Origin of the sequence: Hyphomonas sp., assembly GCF_041398465.1 — a bacterium.
In the GTDB taxonomy this organism is placed as follows: domain Bacteria; phylum Pseudomonadota; class Alphaproteobacteria; order Caulobacterales; family Hyphomonadaceae; genus Hyphomonas.
This window is the reverse complement of the sequence record NZ_JAWKUS010000002.1, coordinates 431,239-449,674: the sequence shown is the minus strand read 5'-3', so window position 1 is coordinate 449,674 and position 18,436 is coordinate 431,239. Positions and strand designations below refer to the sequence as shown.

The following is an 18,436-nucleotide window of genomic DNA, read 5'->3' as shown; positions in this document are numbered from 1 at the left end:
CTTAGGCTGAGGCGGCGGCCACAGCGATGTCTTTCATTGATATGGATGTATCCTTGAGCATGTCAGGTGCAACTTTTGCGCCTGTCATGATCAATTTCTTGGACGCCAGAAATTCTGGCGGGCTGTTCACCGCGTCGACAGCGATGAGCGTGCCGTTGCGCAGATAGAACACGGCAAATTTCCGGTCATCCGGATTGCCGCGAACAACGATTTCATCGTGGCCCTGATTGAGGCCGGCGATCTGCAGTTTCAAGTCATATTGGTCGGACCAGAACCACGGGCAATCCTCGGGCGGGCGCGGTTTGCCCAGGATGGCAGCGGCAGCGAGCTTGCCCTGTTCGATTGCGTTGTGGACGCTTTCAAGGCGGCCCGTATGACCATAGTGGACGAGCGGCCGGCTGGCGCAGTCGCCCGCTGCAAAGATGCGCGGATCGGATGTCCGGGCGTCGCGGTCTGTCGCAATACCGTTGTCGATGGTCAGGCCCGCATCCTTGGCCAGTTCGATATTCGGCAGGATCCCGATGCCCGCTAGCACCATGTCCGCGGGCAGTTTCGTTCCATCCGCCAAAACCGCGGCGCAGACTTTTCCGTCTTCGCCTTCGAGATGATCGAGCCGGGCGCCGGTCAGGATCGTGGCGCCCTGTGAGCGGTGTTCCTTTTCGTAGAACGCACTCATGGTCGGGCTGGTGACGCGTGCCAGAACGCGCTCTGCCATTTCCAGCACGGTGACTTCCAGCCCCATCTGGCGGGCAACCGCAGCAGCTTCCAGCCCGATATATCCGGCACCGATGATCACCAGCTTGCGGCCGGACACCATGTTCGGCTGGATCCGGTCGACATCGGCCAGGCCCCGCAAATCGAAAACGTTTTCAAGGTCCGCGCCCTTCACGGGCAGCGGACGCGGGCGGGATCCGGTGCAAATGATCAGCGCGTCATAATTCAGCATCGCGCCGTGTTCGAGTTCCACGACCTGCGCCGCGCGGTCGATCTTCGTGGCGCGGGTGGAGAGGATCAGTTCGACGCCATTGTCCTCGTACCAGGCAGCCGGCTTGAAGAAGAGGCGCTCTTCGGCGAACTCTCCCTTCATGTAGGCTTTGGACAGGGGCGGGCGCTGGTAAGGCAGGGCGGGTTCGTCGCCCACGAGCACCAGTTTGCCAGTATAGCCTCCCATCCGCAGGGACTGCACGGCTTGCGCGGCAGCTTGCCCGCCGCCGATCAGGACGATCTGCGATGCGTCTGAAAGATCCAAACTGGTACCTCCCTCAAGGCCGGAATTTATTTATGACGCATGCGTCACGTTTTTAGTCTTTTATATCTAGCCCGGTTACAGTGCAAGGCGCCGTGAATCCATGGCACGAATTAGCGCAGCGCCTTTATATGCATGAGATGACAGTGATTCTTGAATGTCCAGACGAGACTGCCCTGCGTGACGTTGGGGCACGTGTGGCCCGTTTGCTTCAGGCGGGGGACGTGATCGCCCTTCATGGAGAGCTCGGCGCCGGGAAAACCACGTTCTCACGTGGGCTTATAGCGGACTATAGCGGGACTATGGACGTACCAAGCCCGACTTATACGCTCGTTCAGCTGTATGATTCCGGACCGCTGCCGATCTGGCATTTCGACCTCTATCGCCTGAAATCCCCCGACGAGGTGGTCGAACTGGGCTGGGACGAAACGCAGGACGGTATCGCCCTCGTCGAGTGGCCGGACCGGGCGGGTGACCACCTGCCGGCATGGCGACTGGATGTGACCATCGAAATCCTTGGGGAAGGCCGGCGCGTGACACTGGAACCGCGCGGCGAAGGCTGGCAGACACGACTCTATGGGTTTTGACGACGCAGGCCGCGCGGCAGACATGAACGCCTTCCTGACCCGTGTGGGCTGGGAGAACGCGGCGCGTTTTCCGCTCGGGCAGGACGCGTCGACCCGGCGCTATATCCGCCTGGTCCGCCCGGACGGCACGCGGGCGATGCTGATGGACGCGCCCAATGTGGAGGATGGCGCGTGTCCGCCGGACGCCGACGATGCAACCCGCATCGCCATGGGTTGGAACGCCTCGACGCGCCTCGCGGCATCCCGCGTGGATGCCTTCGTCCTGATCGCAGATTATCTGCGCCATCGCGGTTTCCGGTCCCCGGAAATCATCGCGCATGACAGCGCGCACGGCTTCGCCCTGATCGAGGATTTCGGAGAGAATCTCGAAATCGCCCGCCAGATCGAGGCCGGAGGTGTCGATGAGCACACCGCCTATGTGACCGCCGCGGACATTCTCGCTGAACTGCATCGTCAGGATGCGCCCGGTGTCCTCACCAATGGTGCCGACGTCTGGCCGATCCTCGATTTCGATCGGCTGGCGCTGGTCTCGAATGCGGACCTCTACGCCGACTGGCTTCGCGCGGAACAGGGCGGCGGCGCGCTGGAAGGCGCCGAACGGGAAGAGTGGGAAAAGGTGCGCGACCAACTGATCGCGCAGGCGATGGAGTTCCCGCGCACTTTCACGCTGCGGGATTTCCATGCGGAGAACCTGCTCTGGCTGGGCAATGGCGAAGTCGGCCTGCTCGACTTCCAGGATGCCGTGCGCGGCTGGGACGCCTGGGACATGGCGATGCTGACGCAGGACGCGCGCCGGGCCGTCTCGCCGGAGGCAGCCGAAGCCGCCATCCGGCACTACCTCGATCATACCGGAAAGTCGCGCGAGGCTTTCGACGAGCGCCTTTCCGTGATCGGCGCGCTGAACGCCCTGCGCATTGCCGGTATATTCTCCCGCCTCCAGCACCGTGATGGCAAACCGCGCTACGGCCTTTTCCAGCCGCGGCAGCTCGCCATTCTTGCCCGAAATCTGTCACATCCCGCGCTTAAGGACATGAACGCCTTCGTGCGGCGGACGACCCCATTTGTTTTCGAGGGCTTCTGAATGAGCGTGCCAGTTCCGCACACCGCCATGGTGCTCGCCGCCGGTCTTGGCACACGCATGCGCCCGCTGACCGATGATTGCCCGAAGCCGATGATCGAAGTTCGCGGCAAGGCGCTGATTGACCGGATGCTGGACCCGCTTGTCGCCGCCGGTGTGCAGCGCGCGATCGTCAACGTTCATTACCTGGCCGATCAGGTCGAAGCGCATGTGAAAGCCCGCACGGATATCGAGATCATCATTTCCGACGAGCGGGGCGAGGTGCTGGAGACGGGTGGCGCACTGGCCAAGGCGCGGCCGCTGCTTGGCGAGGACCCGATCATCGTCGCCAACACGGATGCCTTCTGGGAACCGTCAGGCGCTGAGCCGATCCATGCCCTTGCAGAGACGTTCGATCCGTCTGCGATGGACGCCCTGCTGCTGGTTGCAGATACGGGCCGCACGCTGGGCTTCGGCGGGCCGGGCGACTTCTTCCGCCACGAGGATGGCAGCATGACCCGGCGTGGCGACGCGCCGAGCGCGCCTTATGCTTTCTGCGGTCTGCGCATCATCCGGCCCCAGCTCTATGACAGTGAACCCATCGAACGCTTCTCCGCGCTGCGCGTCTGGGCGCCGCTGATTGAGCAGAAGCGCCTGCACGGTGTGTTGCTGGACCGGTTCTGGCTGCATGTCGGTGATCCTCAGGCGCTGAAGGATGCCGAAATGTGGCTGGCCTGCCATGGCGGATAGCGGCGGACTGTTCTCCGGCGCCTCCCGCGTTTACACCATTCCTCCGGGAACGGATTTCCTTCGCGCACTGGCAAGAACGCTGGCGGAGGAAGCTGGCCTCAAAGACAAGCCCGACGCGCTGGCCGATGCCATCATCTATGTGCCGAACCGGCGCTCTGCGCGGGTGTTGGCGCGGGTGCTTTACGACGCGGGCGGCCAGAAGCCGATCCTGCCGCCGGATATCCGCACGCTGGGCGATATCGAAACGGATGAAGCGCCGTCCGTTGACGCCTCGCGCGCTGGCCTGCCTCCCGCCATGTCGCCCGCGCGGCGCCTCGGTGCGCTGACCCAACTGGTTCAGGCTTTCTATGGCAGGGCGTACAGTATCGAGCTGCCCGCTGCCTCCGCACTGGCTGCGGCGCAGGAGCTGAGCCGCCTGATGGAGCAGGCTGCGCTTAGCGAAAATGTCGATTGGTCCAGCTTGCCGGATCTCGCCGGATCGGCAGAACTGGCCCGGCACTGGGAACAGTCGGTCAAATTCCTGAAGATCATATCGGAAAGCTGGCCGGAATGGCTGGCAGAAAACGGAGAGAGTGATCCGTTCCTGCGGGATATCGCCGCCGCCCGCATCGTTGCGCAGCGCTGGGCAGAAGAGCCGCCAACAGCGCCTGTCCTGATCGCGGGCTCCACCGGTGCGACGCCAGCCGGCCGTATCCTGATGAAAGCGGCGATGGAATTGCCTCAGGGACTGGTCGTGCTGCCGGGCCTCGACATGCTTGCTGACGAAGAGGCCCGCCAAGTCATCGCGGGGTCTGTCAGTCACCCGCAGCATATCCTGTTTGACACGCTGCGCGACCTTGGCATTGCCCCGTCAGACGTCGGAGTCTGGCCCGGCACGGACGGCGCGAGAAAAGCCGAAGCCCGCCGCCGCATGATCCATGAGGCGCTGGCCCCGGCGGAATCCACGGCCGACTGGCGCCGGACGCTCGACACACTGTCGGCTTCGCTCGGTACCCAGAAAGAGGACTTTGCCCTCTCTGCGCTCGATGGCCTGACAGTCATTGAAGCCCCGGACGAAGCCGTAGAGGCGGAAACAGCTGCGCTGCTGCTGCGCCAGGTAATGGAACATCCCACCGAGACCGCTGCCCTCGTCACGCCGGATGCAACGCTCGCGCGGCGGGTCAGCGGTGTACTGAAGCGTTGGGGGCTGGACGTTCCGCCATCCTCCGGCAGCCCGCTCGGCCAGACGACCGCCGGCAGCCTGATCGGCCTCTGCGCCCGATGGGTGCTGGACCCGGCAGAGCCAGTGATCCTGAGCGCCGTCCTGAAACATCCTTTTGTGCGCGGGTTCGAAGGCGCCGATACGCTCGACCGGTATTTCCTGCGCGGTGCGCGCAACTGGCGTTCCCTCGAAGACCTGGAGCACTCCGTCCGTCACCGGAGGGAGATCGACCAGTATGCCGGTTTTTCAGACGCAGAGCAGGGTATCGCCATCGCGCTCGTCGAAGAGATTGCAACGGCTTTCCGGGAGACAGACGCAGACTTCTCCGCTGCCGGGCCGATGCCAGGTAGACACATCGCCGAGCGTATCGCTGCACTCGCAGCCCGCGTCAGTCAGACGCCATTTCCCTGGGCTGGCGAAGACGGCCGCTCCGCAACGACGATGATGGAGCATGTCGCGGACCTTGCCGACTATCTCGCCCCGATGCCGCCGCATGCCTTCGCGGAGCTGATCGAGGCGGACGCCGCCCGGCGGACGGTCAGCGCCGGCGTTTCCGAACATCCCCGACTCGCTATCTGGGGGCCGCTGGAAGCGCGGCTGCAGTCTGCCAGCCATATTATCCTCGCCGGTCTGAACGAGGATGTCTGGCCGCAGCGACCGCCGGCCGATGCCTTTCTGCCGCGCCGCTTCCGGAAGGAGCTGGGCATCAGCGATCCGGAAGACCGGGTCGGCCTGTCGGCGCACGACTTTGCCCAGCTTGCCTGCGCGCCGAAAGTGACGATGCTGCATGCCCTCCGCCGTAACGATGCGCCTGCTGTGGCCTCCCGCTGGGTGTGGCGCCTGAAGACGCTGGCCGAAGGCGCGCTCGGCGATGCAGCGAAGGATGCTCTTTCGCCGGATGGGGATAACCCGCTCGAATGGGCGCTCGCCCTGCGTGATCGCGGCACGAACACGCTGGACAAGGATTTCCCGGTTGAGCCGAAGCCGCGCCGCCGCCCGGAAGGCTGGCCGCAGAAACTGTCTGTGACGCGGGTCGATGTGCTGCAGCGCGACCCGTATGCGATCTGGGCCGAGCAGGTCCTGAAGCTCGAAACCGTCGATCCCATGAATGCTGAACTTGGCCCTGCGCCGCGCGGCACGGCGATCCACAAGGCGCTGGAGGATTTCGAGGAAGATGGCGCGCCGAAGACGGCGGCGCATCTCGTCTCACTGCTGATGGCAAATCTCTCTGCCGCAGGAGAACCGGAGGCCGTGCTCGCCGCGCGCCGGGCGGTTCTGGAGCAGATGTCGGAATGGTATCTCGGCTGGCGGGCTGAGCGCCGGGTCGACGGCAAGCCGAAGCTTGAAGTGAAGGGCCGTCTCGACTTCGACATTCGCGGCGCCCCCTTCACCCTGTCCGCGATGGCCGACCGGATCGAGCGGCAGCCCGACGGCAGCCTGATCGTGATCGACTTCAAGACGGGCAACCCGCCCTCGGACAAGGAAATCGCCGCCGAGCTTAGCCAGCAAATGCCGCTGCAGGCGCTGATCGCGGGCAAGGGCGGCTATGAAGGCATCCCCGGGGGCAGCGTGTCCGGTCTCGAATATGTGGCCTTCAAGGCGAAGCCCGATGCCCGCGTGATCGGCCAGAGCCGGGCGCTGCAGGCAACGCCGGACGAATTGGCGAAGACGGCGGAAGAGGGATTGCTGCGCCTGATCGCAGCCTATCGCGAGGATGACTCGGCCTTCCTTTCCGCGCCACGCGTCCAGTTCGTAAAATACGACAATGGCTACAACCGCCTCGCCCGCCGGGCGGAATGGGCGGGCGACACCGAAGACGGGGGCGGCGATGAGTGACATCGTGCAGTCGCCGGACACGGAGGATTTCCGCAAGGCCGTACAGGTCCAGGCCCGCTCGGCCGATCCGATGCACTCGGCATTCGTCATGGCCAATGCCGGGTCCGGCAAGACCAAGGTGCTGATCGACCGCGTTGCGCGCCTGCTGCTGCGCCGTCCGGACGGTCGCCCCGGCGCGAAGCCAGACTCCATTCTCTGCATCACCTATACGAAGGCTGCGGCCAGCGAGATGCTGTCTCGTCTCTTCAAGACGCTTGGCCAGTGGTCTGTGATGGAAGACGATCCGCTGCGGAAGAAGCTCGCCCAGCTGCAGGGCCGTAAGGTCAGCGACTATAACGCCGAAGACCTGCAGGTCGCGCGGGCTCTGTTCGCGAATGCGCTTGAGACGCCCGGTGGCCTGCGGATCGAGACAATCCACGCCTTCTGTGCGCGTGTCCTGCGGCGCTTTCCGCTGGAGGCAGGCGTCTTCCCCGGCTTTACGGAGATCGAGGAAGATGATGCCTTCGCCCTTTGGAACGAGGCGCGCAGCGAAGCCGTCATGGCGGCGCAGGAAGCGATGCCGGATCTGCTCGACCTGCTCGCCCTCGAAGGCGGGCATGAGGGCGCGATGCTGGCGCTGGATACATTGCGCAGCATCGGCACGGCGGTTCTTCGGTTTGCTGAACACCATGATGGTGATCTTGGCACAATGGATGATGACCTACGGGACCGCCTGAACGCGCCGGAGGCATCCGTCCCAGAACTGCTGGACCTCGCCATGGGCGAAGCGTTGCCAGAAGCCGATATCCGCACGGTGGCTGAACTGCTGCTGACAGGCGCCAAGACCGACTTGGCCACGGGCGAAAAGCTGATGGCCGTTCTCGCCACCGAAGATGCGGGCGAGCGCTGGGCGCTCTACCGGTCCGTCTTCCGCACGGCGAGCGGTGACCTCCGCGCCTCCAATCCGTACACGAAGGGCATGAGCAACGCCTCGCCGCTTGTCGCTGGTCTGTTCCAGATGAAGGACGGCCTCGGCGAGGAAGCGCACCGGATGGTGGAGCTGGAGGACCGGCTCAACCGGGCCGCCGCCTTCACGCGCACGTCCGCCATGATCCGTGTCGGCCTGCCGGCGCTGGAACGCTACCGGGAACTGAAACGCGCCCGTGCGGCGCTCGACTTCGATGACCTGATCGAACACACGCGTTTCCTTCTGACAGCCACGGGCATGTCCGACTGGGTGCTCTACAAGCTGGATGGCGGCCTCTCGCACCTGCTGCTGGATGAAGCGCAAGATACGAGCCCGACACAGTGGGAACTCGTCGATGCGCTGACCGGGGAATTCGATGCCGGGCAGGGCATCGAACGCGCGCAGGACCCGCGCACCCTGTTCGTCGTCGGTGACGAGAAGCAGTCGATCTATTCCTTCCAGGGTGCGGACCCGTCCCAGCTGCTGAAGCAGTATCATCAGTTCCAGTCCCGCAATTCGGACCTCCTGAAAGAGACGATGGAAATGTCCTTCCGGTCAGGGCCGGAAGTGCTGGAATATGTCGACACGGTCTGGAACGAGGCGCCCCCCATTCCGAACGCGCCGGCTGACGTGCCGCCGGAAGAAAGCAATCTGGTGCACCACGTTTCATGGCGGTCGAACCAGAACGGCTCCATAGAACTGTGGCCTATTCCGCCAAAGGAGGAGGAAAAAGAGGAAGACGCCTGGGCCCGGCCGGTCAACGCGATGCGCTCATCTTCGCCGAAGGCCCGCCTTGCCACAGATGTGGCGAAGGCCGTGCGGTCGATGATCGATGCGGGCGAGAGTATCTGGGCTGAGACAGACGGCGGCTGGGGCCAGCGGCCTGTACGTCCGGAGGATATCCTGATCCTCGTGCGCGGACGCACCGGCGGCCTCTTCGATGCGATGATCGGTGCCCTGAAGGCGCAAGGCCTGCCTGTGGCGGGCGCCGACCGGCTGAAACTGGGCGACCATATCGGCGTGCAGGACTGCCTGAACCTGATGCGCTTCGCGGCCCTTCCTGAGCGGGACCTGACGCTGGCCGAGATCCTGCGAGGGCCATTCCTCGGCCTCGTCGATGACGACCGCTACCTGTTCGAGCTGGCGAACGGCCGCAAGCGTGGTGAGACGCTGTGGCAACGCGTGCAGGCCAGTACAGATCCGGATATCCAGGTAACGGCGGAATTCCTGCAGGGTTTGATCGATAACGCCCACCTGCCGCCGTTCGACTTTCTCACAGCCGTTCTGGATGTTCCTGGAGCGGACGGTACGACAGGCTGGGAGAAACTCAACGCCCGCCTTGGCCATCCGGCGCGTGATCCAGTCGAGGCGCTGATCGCAGAAGCCATCGCTTTTGACTCGACTGAACCCGCCTCGCTGCAATGCTTCGTCGCGCGCATGGAAGCGGGTGAAGTGGAGATCAAACGCGACCTCGCCGCACCAGAGCGCGAAATTCGCGTGATGACCGTGCACGGCGCCAAGGGCTTGCAGGCGCCGGTCGTCATCTTGCCGGACACGACCAGTGCGCCGAAACCGTCCGGCGGGCGTGTCCACGAGATTGATGGTGTACCGGTCTGGTCCCCTCGCAGGGATGGCGAACTCGCGGAAGTTACCGCCGCGCGGGCGCTGGCCGACGCACGCGCAGAGGAGGAGCACCGCCGTTTGCTGTACGTCGCCCTGACCCGGGCGCAGGACCGGCTCATCATCGCGGGCCATTGGTTTGGCCGCGATGGTTCGGGCGGTTACCATGACCGGTCCTGGTATTCGCTTTGCCTGAACGCGATGGACAAGCTGGTCCCGGCCGAGGGCGAGGCTCGCGACGAAATCCGGCGGTTTGGCGTGGCGCCGGTGATGGTGCCGAAAGGCAGCCAGGCAGACGAGGCGAAAGCTGGCTATCCTGGCTGGGCGCTGGAGCAGGTGAAAGACACGCCCGTCACCGCGCGCCGCAAGTTCAGCGCACCGACCAGCCTGCTCGGTCGTGACATGCCGGTCATGGCGCCGTTCGGGGAGGGGCGCGAAGCTCGCCTGAAGCGCGGCCGCCTCATCCACGCCCTGCTGCAATACCTGCCGGATGTCGCGGAAGCCGACCGGGAGGCTGCCGGGCGCAATTTCCTCGCGCGGGATGCCTCGCTTGATGAGGCCGAGCGGGAAGAGATGCTGTCGGCAGCACTGGGCGTGCTGCAGGATCCGGCCATGGCGGGCGTGTTCGCGCCCGGCGGCCGGGCTGAAGCGGCGATCATCGGAACCTCCAAAAAGTATTTGCCGGAGGGCGTGGTGATCAATGGCCGGGTCGACCGGCTGGTCGTGTCGGACAAGGAAGTATTGATCGTCGATTTCAAGACGGACCAGCCTGCGCCGGATACGCCGGAGGGTGTCGGGGATAGCTATATGTTGCAGATGGCGGTCTATTGGGCTGTGCTGAAAGAGGCCTACGAGAAACTCCATGTCCGCGCCGCACTCTGCTGGACAGACGGGCCAAAACTGATGCCGCTGCCGGAAGAGATGCTTTTAGCCTCACTAAACCGTGCTGGCAGCGAGGTTTGACTTGTGCCGGGAGTCCCTATCTAGCAGTCTGTTGAACCGAAATTGAGGAGTTCGCCATGGCAGCGATTGATGTAACAGACGACGAGTTTGACGGTGTCATCGCCGATTCCGATGTCCCCGTCGTTGTGGATTTCTGGGCCGAATGGTGCGGCCCCTGCAAGCAGATGTCTCCGCATCTGGAGGCCGTCGCCGAAGAAATGGCCGGCAAGGTCAAAGTCGCCAAGATCAATGTCGACGAAAACCCGATGACCGGCTCGAAATACGGCGTTCGCGGCATGCCGACGCTGATGATCTTCAAGGATGGCAAGGTTGCTGCCACGCATCTCGGTGCGATGAGCAAGCAGGCGATTGCCGACTGGATCAAGCAGTCGGCCTGATCCGCCGAACAGCGAGCCCTAGGCTGGCTCGCTGGTCAGCGCCAGGAACACGTCTTCAAGGTCGGGGGTCTCGGTGACGAGATCCCCGATTCCGATTCCGGCCTGACGAACCTGTTCCAGAAGGCGGCCGATTCCGGTTTCGCTGGTCCGGAACGTAATCTCCAGCTCGCCGGTCTCGCGGAGTTTTGCGTCCAGCGCCGACAGGGCATCAGGCACGTCTGCCAGGGGTTCTTTCGGAGAGATGACCAGAGTCTTGTAGTCGAGGCGGGACAGGAGCTGCGGCGTCGGTTCGCAGGCGACGATTTCGCCATGGTTCACGATGGCAATGGAATCGCAGAGCTCTTCGGCTTCTTCCAGATAGTGAGTCGTCAGGATGATCGTCGTGCCGCGTTCGTGCAGCTCGCGCACATAGGTCCACATCGAGCGGCGCAATTCCACGTCCACGCCGGCGGTCGGCTCATCCAGGATCAGGACCGGCGGATTGTGAACGAGGGCCTTGGCCACCATCAGGCGCCGCTTCATGCCGCCGGACAGCTGGCGCACATAGGCGTCTTTCTTGTCGTCGAGGCCCACAGCGGCGAGGATTTCGTCGGTCTGGCGCTCGCCTTTTGGCACGCCATAGAAGCCAGCCATCAGTTCCAGCATCTCGAAGGGCGTGAAGAAGGGGTCGGCAACGATCTCCTGGTTCACAACCCCGATGGCCGCGCGGCTCTGGCGCGGGTATTCGTCGATATCGAGCCCCCAGATGCGGGCCGTACCGGAGGTCTTGTTCACAAGGCCCGCCAGGATGTTGATGAAGGTCGACTTGCCGGCTCCGTTCGGCCCCAGCAGGCCGAAGATCGATCCGCGCGGAATTTTCAGGCTGATTCCCTTCAGGGCGTGCTTTTCCGGCATCCGGCCGGAGGCTGCGTACACTTTCTGCAGGTTTTCGACTTCAATTGCGTATTCCGGGGCGGCGTTTTGGTCAGTCATCCAGTCCTTCTTTCCTGCGGCATGGCGGTGCTTGCGCGGTCCACTGGTGCGCTCTAGGTAGGGCTGTAAGACCCGGTGAACAAGCCGGGGCCAACTTACAGGACTGAATAGGCGATCCAATGTCTACCGAGCGCGATGTTTTCGACCCACCCGAAGTCGTGATGGTCAAAAGCCACAAGGTCTCCTGTAATGGCGGCGGCGGGGCCCTTGGCCATCCGCGCGTCTGGTACGAAATGGGCGACGAAGACTTTGTCGAGTGCAAATACTGCGACCGCCGTTTCGTTCTGATTGGCGGCAAGGATGACCCCGGCCGGGGTCGCTGATTCTCCCTGAGCACGGAGCCGGCTGATCATGCACGTTCTTGTCGTCGGCGGTGGAATCGGGGGGCTGACGGCTGCTCTGGCGCTTGAAAAGCGCGGCCACACCGTCACCGTCGCGGAACAGTCAGGCGTGATCAGTGAAGTCGGCGCCGGCCTGCAGCTCAGCCCAAATGCGATGAAGGTTCTGAACGCGCTGGGCGTTGGCGCGCGGGTGATGACGGATGCGTTCCGCCCGCAGGCCGCCGAGATGCGCTGGGGGCGAAGCGGGCGGAAGATATTCACCATCCCTCTGCGCAAGGCGGCGATGAACCGCTGGGGCGCCGAATACATTCATGTTCACAGGGCAGATCTGATCGAAGCCCTGCGCGCGGAACTGGTTGCACGAGCACCGGATTCGCTGATCCTCGGCCAGCGGATTGAGCGGTACGAGAACCGGGGCGATAAGGTCGCCGCGCACTTCGCTGGCGGTGCCGTGATCGAGGCGGACTTGCTGGTCGGCGCTGACGGCATTCACTCAGCCGTGCGCGACCAGATGCTGGGCCCGGACAAGCCGGAGTTCACGGGCTGCCTCGCCTGGCGGGCAACCGCGCCTGTCACCGCACTTGGCAATCATGCGCCGCCGCCGACAGCAGCCGTTTGGGTAGGGCCACGCCGGCACGCAGTCACCTATCTGCTGCGCCGGGGCAGCCTCGCCAATTTCGTCGGCGTGGTGGAACACAAGACACCGGGCGACGAATCCTGGACGGCGACCGGCGCGAAAGAGCAGGCGCTGAAGGATTTCAAACGCTGGCACCCCTCCGTCACCGCGATCATCGAAGCCGCTGACTCGATGAACAGATGGGCCCTTTACGGGCGCAAACCGCTGCCGACCTGGAGCGATGGCCGTGTGACGCTGCTGGGCGATGCCTGCCATCCGATGCTGCCTTTCCTGGCGCAGGGCGCGGCAATGGCGATCGAGGATGCCTGGGCGCTGGCGGCTTGCCTTGAAACCGAGGCGGATATTCCGGCAACGCTCGCGGCCTATGAGGCCCGTCGCAAGCCGCGCGTGACCCGCGTGCAGGAGGGCGCGCGCGCCAATTCCAAACTGTACCACCGTGGCAATCCCATTACGCGTTTCGGCTCGTACGTGCCCATGGCAATGGCCGCCCGCGCGGCGCCCGGATTTGTCCGCTCGCGCCTCGACTGGATCTATTCTCACGACGAAACGTCTCTGTGATCGTTGCGGGTTAAACTTGCCCCGGAATTGACCTTGGGGCAGGAAGACCGGCCCCGCAGAAACGATCCGGTGAAGAATGCTTTCTATCCTCGACCTGTTCAGAGTCGGAATTGGCCCCTCCAGTTCTCACACCGTCGGCCCGATCCGCATCGCGAACCGGTTTCTGACGGACCTCACGGAAGACCTGGGCGCCGTCGTTCGCATCGAGGTCGAACTGCAAGGCTCGCTCGCGCTCACCGGGGCAGGGCACGCAACGCCCAAGGCCGTGATGCTGGGCCTGCTGGGTTTCGAGCCGGAGACGCTGGAACCCGACGCCGCGGAGCGGGACGTCGCCGCTCTCGAAGCCTCCCGCCAGCTCACCCTGCCGGACGGACACGCAATTCCGTTCGACCCGGCAGCGGACATCGTATTCGCCTATGATGTGCTACCCGCGCTCCACCCGAACGGCATGCGTCTGCGTGCGTTCGGACCGGAGGGCGACATCCTGTCGGATGAGACCTGGTACTCGACCGGAGGGGGCTTCATTGCGACGGAGCGCCAGCTGCAGCGCCCGGTCGAGGACGATATCCTGCCGGTGGGCCCTTCGGTACCGCACCCGTTTACGTCCGCAGCAGAATTGCTGAACCTTTGTGCCGCGCACCAATCGGGCATCGCCGGGATCATCCTCTCCAATGAAGATGCGATGCGCCCGCGTGCCGAGACGGAAGCCTCTCTTGACCGGATTGCAGACGTCATGCTCGCCTGTATCGAGCGGGGGCTTGCCCGCGAAGGAACTCTGCCCGGCGGGCTGAATGTACGCCGCCGTGCGCCCGGCCTCTGGAAAAAGCTGCAGGACGCTCCGCAATCGAATGAACGCGAACAGTTGTTCGACTGGCTGAATGTCTACGCCATGGCGGTGAATGAAGAGAATGCCAGCGGCGGACAGGTCGTCACCGCACCGACCAATGGCGCCGCCGGGATCATACCGGCCGTCATCCGCCATTATTGCGCCGACGCTGAGGACAAGACCGCTCGCCTGCGCCGCTTCCTGCTGACGGCCGGCGGGATCGGTCTGCTCTACAAGCAGCGCGCGTCAATTTCCGGTGCAGAGATGGGCTGCCAGGGCGAAGTGGGGGTGGCATGTTCCATGGCGGCTGCCGGGCTTGCGGCAGTCTGGGGCGCCAATCCGCAACAGGTATGCAATGCTGCGGAGATCGCCATGGAGCACAATCTGGGCCTGACCTGCGACCCTGTTGGCGGCCTCGTCCAGATCCCCTGTATCGAACGCAACGCCATCGGCGCCGTGAAGGCTGCCAATGCCGCACGTCTCGCGCTGCACTCGGTCGATCAGGCCCGCGTATCGCTGGATCAGGTGATCGAAACGATGCGCCAGACCGGCATGGACATGTCCTCCAAATACAAGGAAACATCACAGGGCGGCCTCGCCGTGAACGTAATCGAGTGTTGAGCGTTCTGTCCTGGAGTTGATTGCCGAGACATCACTGGGAGGGCCGTATGGCCACGGTCAATAATCTGTCTTCGCTGCTGCACAGCCTGGAGACGAATACCGAAGGCGACAAGGTCACCGTACGGGCCATGCTGAATGCGGTTGGGCGGCGATCCTATGGTCCCATCCTGCTGCTGCTGGGCTTTTTGGCGCTCAGCCCCCTCACCATCATCCCGGGGGCAACCTGGCTGGTCGGGATCATCACGCTCCTGATCGCCGGTCAGATCCTGATCGGGCGGCCTTTTCCGTGGATTCCATCGCGCTTCCTGAAAATCGAATTCCCGCGAGAGGCATTGTTGCAGGGCATCAAACTGGCCGATCCTTATGTTTGCCAGGTGGATCGTTTCCTGAAACCGCGGCTGGCTTTCCTGACGTCTCCGCTGTTCGCGCCGTTCGTGGCGCTGATCTGTATCGCTGCGGCCATCCTGACCATTCCATTGGGGTTGGTGCCGTTCGGTCCGGTGCTGCCGGGGCTGACCGTATTCCTTTTCGGCCTGGCATTGACCGCGCGGGACGGTTTCGTCCTGATCCTCGCGGCGCTTGGACTGGCAGGGGCCTGCTGGCTGCTTTTCCGCCTCTGGGCCCGGATTTCCGGCGCGTTCGCTTGACGCCGGGTACGGCCTTTTTGACTTCCGATGGCTGGGTTACGCTTGCGAAAACGTAAGGCGAGGAAGCCATGTCAGAGATCAAATCCTATCTCGGCTGGAAAGTGGATTACCTTAATCCGCCCGGTGAACCGGCTTTTGCCGGTCCGGATTCCGTTTCCTGGCAGGTTTTCAAGAACCCGGTTGCGCTCGCCATTGGCGGCGTCGCAGCGGTGCTCCTCGAATTCGCCGACGCGCGCATACGCTCAGGCGTGTGGGATCATTCCGTGTTCAAGACAGACCCGATCGGCAGATCCAAGCGCACCGGTACGGCTGCCATGGTCGGTGTCTACGGCCCGCAAAATGCCGCCCGGCGGGTCATTCAGGGCGTCACCAACATGCATGCCCGGGTCGAAGGGCAGACACCGTCCGGAGAGCATTACAAGGCGCTCGATGTCGAACTGCTCGATTGGGTCAGCGCCACGGCGAGCTTCGGCTTCCTGACGGCCTATGACCGCTTCGTGAAGCCGGTCTCCGATGCCGACAAGAAGCGCTTCTTCGAAGAAGGCGTGCCCGTCGCTCGGCTCTATGGCGTGCAAAACCCGATCCGTTCGCTGGAAGACTTCGATGCGATGATGCAGAAGCTGCTGCCGCGTTTCGAACCGCATCCGATCAACACCGAGTTTCTCGACATCATGTGCTCCGGCCGCGCCGCGCCGGGCGTGCCGAAAGGCCTGCAGAGCGCGCTCGTTCATGCGGCGGTGGCCATCCTGCCGCCGGCCGTCCGTGAACGGTTGGAACTCGGCCCGGAATATAACCTCCAATGGAAGGGCGAGATGACTGTGAAGATGATGGCCAAGACCGCCGAGCGGATCCCTGACCCGTCTTCGCCCGCTGCCCATGCCAGCGAGCGCCTCGGCCTGCCGCGGTCCTTCCTGTGGAAAAGCGATGCCGAGCGCGCGCGCCTCCTTGAGGCTCGTACGCATCAGACCATCCCGGCCGAATAGGGGCGCAAACTCATGGATCTTGCTTTCAAGCCCGATGAGGAAGCCTTCCGCGAGGAAGTGCGGGATTTCCTCGCTGACAATCTGACCGAAGACCTTCGCCGCTACGCTTCGCGCATGACCAGTGTCTATGCCGAAAAGGAGATCGGCCTTGCCTGGCAGAAGATCCTTGTCGACCAGGGATGGGCCGCCCCGTCCTGGCCCGTTGAATATGGCGGCTGTGACTGGAGCCTCGCGCAACACTACATTTTCGACGTGGAGATGGCGCGCGCCGGCGCGCCGCCGCTGTCGCCCATGGGTATCGGCATGTGTGGCCCGGCCCTGATCGGCCATGGCTCCAAGGCGCAGAAAGATTACTACCTGCCGCGCATCCTTTCAGGCGAGGATTTCTGGTGCCAGGGCTATTCGGAGCCGCATGCAGGCTCAGACCTTGCGGCGCTCACCATGTCTGCCGTCGAGGATGGAGACGACTTCATCTGCAATGGCCAGAAGATATGGACCACGCACGGTCATATGGCCAACATGTGTTTCTGCCTTGTACGTACGGATAGCTCCGGAAAGCTGCAGCAGGGTATCACCTTTATCCTGATTGACATGAATTCGCCCGGCGTGCGTGTCGACCCGATCGTGATGACCTCGGGCGAGCACATCCAGAACTCGCTGTTCTTCACAGATGTCCGTGTGCCGAAGAAAAATGTAGTCGGTGAAGTCAACAATGGCTGGACGGTTGCGAAATACCTGCTCGAATTCGAGCGGGGCGGGAATGCCTATGGCCCGCGCCTGATCGCCCGGCTGGAGGCGCTGCGCCGTCATGCAGCAGAGCAGGAACTGCTGACACCGGATTTCGCCCGCAAGATCAGCCTCGCCGAGGCAGACGCCATGGCGCTCGAAGCGGCTGAAATGCAGCTGATGGCGGAGCTGGCTGGTGGCGGCACGCCGGGGCTCAAGGGATCGATGATGAAGATCCGCGGCACCGAACTCAGCCAGCATATTACCGAACTCGCGATTGAGCTGGCGGGTGTCTATGTGCAGCCATTCCAGCCGCACCACACCAGCCCGGGCGGGCCGGTGACGACCGCGCCGCCATCGAATGCCCCCCTGGTCGGTCCGGAAAGTGCTGTCACGTCTTCGGCAAAGTATTTCAATGATCGGGCGGGTTCTATCTATGCCGGTTCGAATGAGATCCAGCGTAACATTCTCGCCAAGGGACAGCTGCGCCTGTAGGACCGGAACACGAGGCAACTGAACATCAACATGGCCGCCAGACGCGGCTCAAGGAGGAACACAATGGCAATCAAGACACGCTTCACCGAGGCTTTCGGGATCGAACATCCGATCGCGCAGGGCGGCATGCAATGGGTCGGCTATGCCGAAATGGTCGCGCCGGTCGCAAATGCGGGCGGCCTCGGCTTCCTGACGGCGCTGACGCAGCCGACGCCCGAAGACCTGGCGAAGGAAATCGCGCGCACCAAGGAAATGACGGACAAGCCGTTCGGCGTGAACCTGACCATCCTGCCGGCCATCAAGCCTCCGCCGTATGCGGAATACCGCGATGCCATCATTCAGGGTGGCGTAAAGATTGTCGAAACCGCAGGCTACAAGCCGCAGGAACATATCGACCATTTCAAGCAGCACGGCATCAAGATTATCCACAAATGTACCGCTGTACGCCACGCGCTGTCGGCCGAGCGGATGGGCGCTGACGCGATCTCCATCGACGGTTTCGAATGTGCTGGCCACCCGGGCGAAGACGACATTCCGGGCCTGATCCTGATCCCGGCAGCGGCCGACAAGGTGAAAGTGCCGATGCTGGCTTCAGGCGGCTTCGGCGATGGACGCGGCCTCGCTGCAGCGCTGGCCCTCGGTGCCGACGGCATCAACATGGGCACGCGTTTCTGCGTCACGAAAGAGGCGCCGATCAATGAGGCCTTCAAGCGCCAGATGGTCGAGAATGACGAGCGCGCCACGAACCTCATCTTCCGTACGCTGCACAACACAGCGCGCGTGATGAAGAACGCTGTGTCCGACGAAGTGGTTGCCATTGAGCGCAAGGGCGGTGCGAAGTTTGAGGATGTCCAGCATCTAGTCGCCGGTGTCCGCGGCCGCAAGGCGATGGACGAGGGCGACACGGATGGCGGCATCTGGTCGGCCGGCATGATCCAGGGCCTGATCCACGACATCCCGAGCGTCGAGGAACTGATCGACCGGATCGTCGCCGATGCCGAGAAGATTATTCGGGGCCGCCTCGAGTCGATGGTCAAATAAGCGGGG

General features: G+C 63.5%; 15 protein-coding genes. 13 read left to right on the top strand and 2 right to left on the bottom strand.

Annotation, left to right across the window (positions count from 1 at the left end):
• Position 1: 1 nt before the first annotated feature.
• Entirely contained in the window at positions 2–1,249 is a 1,248-nt protein-coding gene (locus R3C98_RS08760; protein WP_371313729.1) for an NAD(P)/FAD-dependent oxidoreductase, read from the bottom strand.
• Positions 1,250–1,386: 137 nt separating this feature from the next.
• Between R3C98_RS08760 and tsaE the strand changes: the two genes are divergently transcribed.
• The 6 genes from tsaE to trxA are packed head-to-tail and all read left to right on the top strand — an operon-like array spanning position 1,387 to position 10,583.
• Positions 1,387–1,833, top strand: a complete 447-nt coding sequence (gene tsaE / locus R3C98_RS08755) for a tRNA (adenosine(37)-N6)-threonylcarbamoyltransferase complex ATPase subunit type 1 TsaE (protein WP_371314026.1) — start codon at positions 1,387–1,389, stop codon at positions 1,831–1,833.
• Positions 1,823–2,914, top strand: a complete 1,092-nt coding sequence (locus R3C98_RS08750; RefSeq protein WP_371313728.1) for an aminoglycoside phosphotransferase family protein — start codon at positions 1,823–1,825, stop codon at positions 2,912–2,914. Before tsaE ends, R3C98_RS08750 begins: the two co-directional genes overlap by 11 nt.
• A complete protein-coding gene (locus R3C98_RS08745; protein WP_371313727.1) occupies positions 2,915–3,640 on the top strand; it encodes a nucleotidyltransferase family protein in 726 nt (241 codons plus the stop codon).
• On the top strand, positions 3,630–6,677 hold the full coding sequence (gene addB, locus R3C98_RS08740) for a double-strand break repair protein AddB (protein WP_371313726.1): 3,048 nt from the start codon (positions 3,630–3,632) through the stop codon (positions 6,675–6,677). Before R3C98_RS08745 ends, addB begins: the two co-directional genes overlap by 11 nt.
• Entirely contained in the window at positions 6,670–10,206 is a 3,537-nt protein-coding gene (addA, locus tag R3C98_RS08735; protein ID WP_371313725.1) for a double-strand break repair helicase AddA, read from the top strand. The genes addB and addA overlap by 8 nt, the downstream gene beginning before the upstream one ends.
• A 56-nt stretch (positions 10,207–10,262) precedes the next feature.
• On the top strand, positions 10,263–10,583 hold the full coding sequence (gene trxA / locus R3C98_RS08730; protein WP_371313724.1) for a thioredoxin: 321 nt from the start codon (positions 10,263–10,265) through the stop codon (positions 10,581–10,583).
• A gap of 18 nt (positions 10,584–10,601) precedes the next feature.
• Here the strand turns inward: trxA and R3C98_RS08725 are convergent, their stop codons facing one another.
• Positions 10,602–11,555: an ABC transporter ATP-binding protein gene (locus tag R3C98_RS08725; protein WP_371313723.1), complete on the bottom strand. Its 954-nt coding sequence runs from the start codon at positions 11,553–11,555 to the stop codon at positions 10,602–10,604.
• A gap of 119 nt (positions 11,556–11,674) precedes the next feature.
• Here R3C98_RS08725 and R3C98_RS08720 point away from each other — a divergent pair, with 119 nt between their 5' ends.
• The 7 genes from R3C98_RS08720 to R3C98_RS08690 all read left to right on the top strand — a co-directional run bounded on the left by R3C98_RS08720 (position 11,675) and on the right by R3C98_RS08690 (position 18,430).
• Positions 11,675–11,878, top strand: a complete 204-nt coding sequence (locus tag R3C98_RS08720) for a zinc-finger domain-containing protein (RefSeq protein ID WP_371313722.1) — start codon at positions 11,675–11,677, stop codon at positions 11,876–11,878.
• 28 nt (positions 11,879–11,906) lie between these two features.
• Entirely contained in the window at positions 11,907–13,091 is a 1,185-nt protein-coding gene (locus R3C98_RS08715; RefSeq protein WP_371313721.1) for an FAD-dependent monooxygenase, read from the top strand.
• A gap of 76 nt (positions 13,092–13,167) precedes the next feature.
• A complete protein-coding gene (locus tag R3C98_RS08710; RefSeq protein WP_371313720.1) occupies positions 13,168–14,538 on the top strand; it encodes an L-serine ammonia-lyase in 1,371 nt (456 codons plus the stop codon).
• A gap of 47 nt (positions 14,539–14,585) precedes the next feature.
• Complete coding sequence (locus R3C98_RS08705) at positions 14,586–15,185, top strand: exopolysaccharide biosynthesis protein (RefSeq protein ID WP_371313719.1); 600 nt, start codon at positions 14,586–14,588, stop codon at positions 15,183–15,185.
• Between the two features lie 68 nt (positions 15,186–15,253).
• Entirely contained in the window at positions 15,254–16,168 is a 915-nt protein-coding gene (locus tag R3C98_RS08700; protein WP_371313718.1) for an oxygenase MpaB family protein, read from the top strand.
• A gap of 12 nt (positions 16,169–16,180) precedes the next feature.
• Complete coding sequence (locus R3C98_RS08695; RefSeq protein WP_371313717.1) at positions 16,181–17,389, top strand: acyl-CoA dehydrogenase family protein; 1,209 nt, start codon at positions 16,181–16,183, stop codon at positions 17,387–17,389.
• Between the two features lie 63 nt (positions 17,390–17,452).
• Positions 17,453–18,430 carry an NAD(P)H-dependent flavin oxidoreductase gene (locus R3C98_RS08690; protein WP_371313716.1) on the top strand — a complete coding sequence of 326 codons (978 nt, stop codon included), beginning with the start codon at positions 17,453–17,455 and terminating at the stop codon, positions 18,428–18,430.
• The last annotated feature ends 6 nt before the right edge of the window (positions 18,431–18,436 follow it).

Excerpts from the sequence above, each read along its gene's own strand:
- addA (WP_371313725.1), top strand. The coding sequence starts at position 6,670 with ATGAGTGACATCGTGCAGTCGCCGGACACGGAGGATTTCCGCAAGGCC.
- R3C98_RS08690 (WP_371313716.1), top strand. The coding sequence starts at position 17,453 with ATGGCAATCAAGACACGCTTCACCGAGGCTTTCGGGATCGAACATCCG.
- addB (WP_371313726.1), top strand. The coding sequence starts at position 3,630 with ATGGCGGATAGCGGCGGACTGTTCTCCGGCGCCTCCCGCGTTTACACC.
- tsaE (WP_371314026.1), top strand. The coding sequence starts at position 1,387 with ATGACAGTGATTCTTGAATGTCCAGACGAGACTGCCCTGCGTGACGTT.
- R3C98_RS08745 (WP_371313727.1), top strand. The coding sequence starts at position 2,915 with ATGAGCGTGCCAGTTCCGCACACCGCCATGGTGCTCGCCGCCGGTCTT.
- R3C98_RS08695 (WP_371313717.1), top strand. The coding sequence starts at position 16,181 with ATGGATCTTGCTTTCAAGCCCGATGAGGAAGCCTTCCGCGAGGAAGTG.
- R3C98_RS08715 (WP_371313721.1), top strand. The coding sequence starts at position 11,907 with ATGCACGTTCTTGTCGTCGGCGGTGGAATCGGGGGGCTGACGGCTGCT.
- R3C98_RS08710 (WP_371313720.1), top strand. The coding sequence starts at position 13,168 with ATGCTTTCTATCCTCGACCTGTTCAGAGTCGGAATTGGCCCCTCCAGT.
- R3C98_RS08720 (WP_371313722.1), top strand. The coding sequence starts at position 11,675 with ATGTCTACCGAGCGCGATGTTTTCGACCCACCCGAAGTCGTGATGGTC.
- R3C98_RS08725 (WP_371313723.1), bottom strand. The coding sequence starts at position 11,555 with ATGACTGACCAAAACGCCGCCCCGGAATACGCAATTGAAGTCGAAAAC.
- R3C98_RS08700 (WP_371313718.1), top strand. The coding sequence starts at position 15,254 with ATGTCAGAGATCAAATCCTATCTCGGCTGGAAAGTGGATTACCTTAAT.
- trxA (WP_371313724.1), top strand. The coding sequence starts at position 10,263 with ATGGCAGCGATTGATGTAACAGACGACGAGTTTGACGGTGTCATCGCC.
- R3C98_RS08750 (WP_371313728.1), top strand. The coding sequence starts at position 1,823 with ATGGGTTTTGACGACGCAGGCCGCGCGGCAGACATGAACGCCTTCCTG.
- R3C98_RS08705 (WP_371313719.1), top strand. The coding sequence starts at position 14,586 with ATGGCCACGGTCAATAATCTGTCTTCGCTGCTGCACAGCCTGGAGACG.